This window comes from Pseudaquabacterium pictum (assembly GCF_005403045.1).
Taxonomy (GTDB): domain Bacteria; phylum Pseudomonadota; class Gammaproteobacteria; order Burkholderiales; family Burkholderiaceae_C; genus Pseudaquabacterium; species Pseudaquabacterium pictum.
Genome location: NZ_BJCL01000040.1, coordinates 1 through 3,738 on the forward strand (window position 1 = coordinate 1; position 3,738 = coordinate 3,738).

Below are 3,738 nucleotides of genomic sequence, written 5' to 3' on the forward strand. Positions count from 1 at the left end.
CGCCAGGCTGGCGGCGCGGCGCCGAAATCAGGCTATACTCACAGGCTCGGCCTGGTAGCTCAGTTGGTAGAGCAGCGGATTGAAAATCCGCGTGTCGGTGGTTCGATTCCGCCCCAGGCCACCAAAAATCCCTAGTGCTGACAGGCACTTAGACGAAAGCCCCGCACGGTTCGCCGGTCGGGGCTTTTCTACATTTGCGGGCTGCCCTCTACAAAGTGTGGTCGGTGCGGTGCGGTGCGGTGCGGTGCGGTGCGGTGCGTCGCGCTACGTGAGTCGGCCCCCTCATGGGGGTGGTAAGCCTGAACGGTTGCGATCATGATTGGTGTCACTGATTCGCAGGCTAAAAAGGGTTGTGCACATGATCAAGAAGAGCTTCTGTCGTTGGCACGCTGCTGCCAAGTTGTTTGCTCCGCTCGCGATGGCGTGCCTCCTAGCGCCAGCGACAGCGAACACTGATTCGTGGCGGGCAACGTTGTTGCCCCGTGACGCAAACGGAGACGGGGAAGCTGATGCCTACTATGACACCCGGTTAGATGTCACCTGGTTGGCTGACTTGGGCACTTCGCGCGTCATGACCTGGGCGGATGCAATGGACTGGGCGGCGAACTACTCAGCGTTTGGCGTCTCTGGTTGGCGATTGCCGAGGATGACCGGCAGCCGCTACGACCTTGACCTCGGGGGTACGTCGGAGCTGGGCAACCTGTACTTCACAACGCTGGGCAATATCGGTGGTGGAGTCAGAAACCCCGGGCCCTTTTCCAACTTCCGGTCATCCTATTGGATGTCCACAACAGTGATGTCGATGCCGCCGAACCCGGACGCCTTTTACTTGGCTACCGGCGTGGGAATCGTGCACCACACGGACCAGCGTGCACGCATGAGCGCCACTGTGATTCGAGATGGTGACGTCTTGGCCGTCCCAGAACCCTCGACAGCAGCTTTCTTGGCGGCGGGGGTAGCCGTTCTGCTAGCTGGCGCGGCCTACCGCAGAGGTTTGACCGGAACACCGGCAGGTGCTCTCCCATAGTGTTCAGTCAGATTTCGGTTCGTGACGCGCAGTAACGGCTGCACGTTGGCATTGGTCTTGGAAGAACTGAAAATCCGTGTGTCGGTGGTTCGATTCCGCCCCAGGCCACCACGATACCTAAGCGCTGACAAGCGCTTAGACGAAAGCCCCGCACGGTTCGCCGGTCGGGGCTTTTCTACAATGATTTTCGTCCTTCTACAAACAGATCGGAGTCGCGATGTCGGATGCCAACAAGCATGGGCTCTCGCGGACCATACCGGCTAACGTGAAGCGGCTTGTTCGGCAGGCTTGTGGCTTCGGATGCGTGGTGTGTGGTTCAGCATTGATCGAGTACGAGCATGTTGATCCTCCATTTGCATGGGCTACGAGCCATGATCCTGAGTGCATCGCGCTGTTATGCCCACAGTGTCATGCCAAAGTCACCAGACGGTTTTTGAACAAGGGCGCAGTCGCGGCGGCCATGAAGGCGCCCTTTTGTCTCCGACAAGGCTTTTCGTCCGAAGTTTTTGCTATGGGGGCGAGTCAGCCCAGGATTGCAATCGGAGGTGTCTTGGCCGTTGGCTGTGTCATTCCCCTTCTGGTTAAAGGTATTCCGGTATTGAAGATTGAGCCTTCGGATGCCCCCGGCGGCCCAGTTCGACTCTCTGGCCAGTTCCACAACGCCCAAGGTGATATCAGCCTCCAGATCGAAGAGAATGAGTGGCGGCCCCTTGCCTCCAATTGGGATGTTGATGTCTCTGGCGGGGCAATAACTATCCGCGACGCGCCGGGTCACATTTCGCTGCGTTTGAGGCTCGAACTGCCCGACCTAATGGTCGTAGAGGCGATGGACATGTTGGCTGCCGATGTTAGAGTCGTGGCAAGCCGTGACACTCTTGATCTATTCTGGGCGAACGGCAGTCATTCCAACCTGCGTGGCTGCGTAATGAGCAATTGCCACGTTGGGGTGGCGATCTCATAGCGCCGCCCCTCGGTGCGTATTGCCGCCGATTCATCGAAGCGGCTTCACACGTTGGCCTATACGCTCCCGCACATAGTGTTCGGTCATGTCGCGATTCTTGTGGCCCAGCAGCCGCTGGGAGTGCCCAAGATCACCAGTGTCACTTGCGGTTTTGGCCCGGATGTCCCGAAACTGGAACGACACGCCGGCCGCCTTGCGGGCCTTGTCGAACCGCCCGCGCAGCGCTAGCAGGCTCAGTGGCTTGCCGTCGTCGTCTTGGACGAGGTAGGCACTTTGCCGAACCCGGGGCCGGGTTTTGATGCGCTCCACCACCTCGGCCAGCTCGCCGACGATTTCAATTGCCCGCTTTGCCCCGGTCTTGTTCTGCGCCACGAACAGGGTGCCATCTCGGACGTCGGTGCGCATGATCTTCAGAACGTCGGCCGGCCGCTGGCCGGTCAGCAGGGCGAGGTCCATCGCGTCGCGCACGGTCGGGTCTGCCTGCTCGCGCACGGCCTTGAATTCGTCGTCTGTGACATACCGGTCACGCCCGGCCTCGGTGAAGCCCTTCACCCCCTGACAGGGATTTGGCGCGTCGGTGTAGCCCCACTCCCGGGCCTTGTTGAACACGTGGCTCAGCAGGGCCTTCTCCCGGTTGGCGCGGGCCTTGGCGCTTTGCCCGCGCTTGTCCAGGTAGCCGCGTACATGATGCGGCTTGATCGCCTCGATCAGCATGCGCCCAAACACGGCGCGGAGGCGATCCAGCTCGATCAGGTTGTCTTTCTGGGTGCGGGGCGCTTTGGTCGGCATCACCTCCCGCTCATATCGCTGCGCGATCACGTCGAAGGTGCGCACGTTCGGGTCTGGCTCGGTGCCCGCGATCCGCGCCCACTCCAGCAGCGCCCGCGCCCGGTTTTTGCCTAGCGGGGTCCACTTGCGCGGGGTGGTGGTGGTCACGTGGTAATACCGCTCGCCCTTCATGTGCAGGCCGGGTGGCAGCCCTTGATTGGTGGTGCGACGGCGCCCCATGATCAGCGTCGATTGAGTGCGGCGAAGTTCGGCTGTTCGCCGGCCGCCGCCTGGTTGATCAGGTGGGCATGGCTGGCGGTGGCGCCGGTGCCGTCGCCGCAGCCCATGCGGTCGGCGAAATGCTGCCGCGCCACCTTCGGTTCCCGGTGCCGGTTCAGCACGAAGCGCCAGCGGTTACGGGTCAGCCAGCGCGCCTGGCAGTGCGGCGCCTTGAAGCCGGTCAGGTCGACCAGCTCGGCATGGGTCAAGAACAGGTCAGACATCGGCGCTTCCAGGTGCAGCGGTGCCGGTTGGCTGGTTGATCCCGGTGGATGCCCGGCCGGTAGAACCCTTGCCGCCTATAGAGGCAGAGGCGGGGCCGGTCGTACCGTCTGGTTCATCCGGCGCCGGCTCGCAATGGCAGCGCCCGTCGCCGGAACACATGCGCAGGGCCTTGCCCAGCGCCCACACTGGGCCGATGGGTGTTTCAACCTTGAACCACTCTGCCCCGGTGTCGCTGTCGTTCGACAGTTCGGCCACCTGGCCACACAGCGTGTAGGCGCCGGTTGGGTGCGAGCGCCGGACCTGCACCATGGGTCGGCAGATGCCCAGCAACATCGCGCCGTGCGGCGCGTATGCGAGGCAGTCGCGGTGCGTCAGCGGTCGCCCCATGGGGCTCGCCTGGTTGCCGGCTTCAGCGGTCAGCATGGCGCCGGCTCCGGTTCGCGGCGCCGCGGTGGCGGTCCTGCCGTGGCCGCTGGCG

5 protein-coding genes and 1 tRNA gene are annotated in these 3,738 nt (G+C 62.8%); 3 read left to right on the top strand and 3 right to left on the bottom strand.

Annotated features, from left to right (window positions below; translation table 11 throughout):
• Nucleotides 1–48 precede the first annotated feature (48 nt).
• The 3 genes from FFT10_RS27430 (at nucleotide 49) to FFT10_RS27435 (ending at nucleotide 1,988) form a co-directional block, all read left to right on the top strand.
• Nucleotides 49–124 (top strand) — tRNA-Phe (locus FFT10_RS27430).
• 753 nt (nucleotides 125–877) lie between these two features.
• Complete coding sequence (locus FFT10_RS28915) at nucleotides 878–1,027, top strand: PEP-CTERM sorting domain-containing protein (protein ID WP_373282620.1); 150 nt, start codon at nucleotides 878–880, stop codon at nucleotides 1,025–1,027.
• Nucleotides 1,028–1,244: 217 nt separating this feature from the next.
• Nucleotides 1,245–1,988: an HNH endonuclease signature motif containing protein gene (locus tag FFT10_RS27435; protein WP_137736068.1), complete on the top strand. Its 744-nt coding sequence runs from the start codon at nucleotides 1,245–1,247 to the stop codon at nucleotides 1,986–1,988.
• 30 nt (nucleotides 1,989–2,018) lie between these two features.
• Here the strand turns inward: FFT10_RS27435 and FFT10_RS27440 are convergent, their stop codons facing one another.
• From FFT10_RS27440 to FFT10_RS27450, 3 genes are all read right to left on the bottom strand, one after another.
• Nucleotides 2,019–2,996 (bottom strand): tyrosine-type recombinase/integrase, encoded by a 978-nt coding sequence (locus FFT10_RS27440; RefSeq protein ID WP_137736069.1) that lies wholly within the window; start codon nucleotides 2,994–2,996, stop codon nucleotides 2,019–2,021.
• A 2-nt stretch (nucleotides 2,997–2,998) separates the two neighbouring features.
• Nucleotides 2,999–3,259, bottom strand: coding sequence for a DUF4224 domain-containing protein (locus FFT10_RS27445; protein WP_137736070.1), 261 nt, complete (start codon nucleotides 3,257–3,259; stop codon nucleotides 2,999–3,001).
• On the bottom strand, nucleotides 3,252–3,738 hold a 487-nt coding region (locus FFT10_RS27450), incomplete at its 5' end, for a hypothetical protein (RefSeq protein WP_228027348.1). The genes FFT10_RS27450 and FFT10_RS27445, both read right to left, overlap by 8 nt.

Coding starts and splice junctions, on each gene's coding strand:
- FFT10_RS27440 (WP_137736069.1), bottom strand. CDS start 2,996: ATGGGGCGCCGTCGCACCACCAATCAAGGGCTGCCACCCGGCCTGCAC.
- FFT10_RS27435 (WP_137736068.1), top strand. CDS start 1,245: ATGTCGGATGCCAACAAGCATGGGCTCTCGCGGACCATACCGGCTAAC.
- FFT10_RS28915 (WP_373282620.1), top strand. CDS start 878: ATGAGCGCCACTGTGATTCGAGATGGTGACGTCTTGGCCGTCCCAGAA.
- FFT10_RS27445 (WP_137736070.1), bottom strand. CDS start 3,259: ATGTCTGACCTGTTCTTGACCCATGCCGAGCTGGTCGACCTGACCGGC.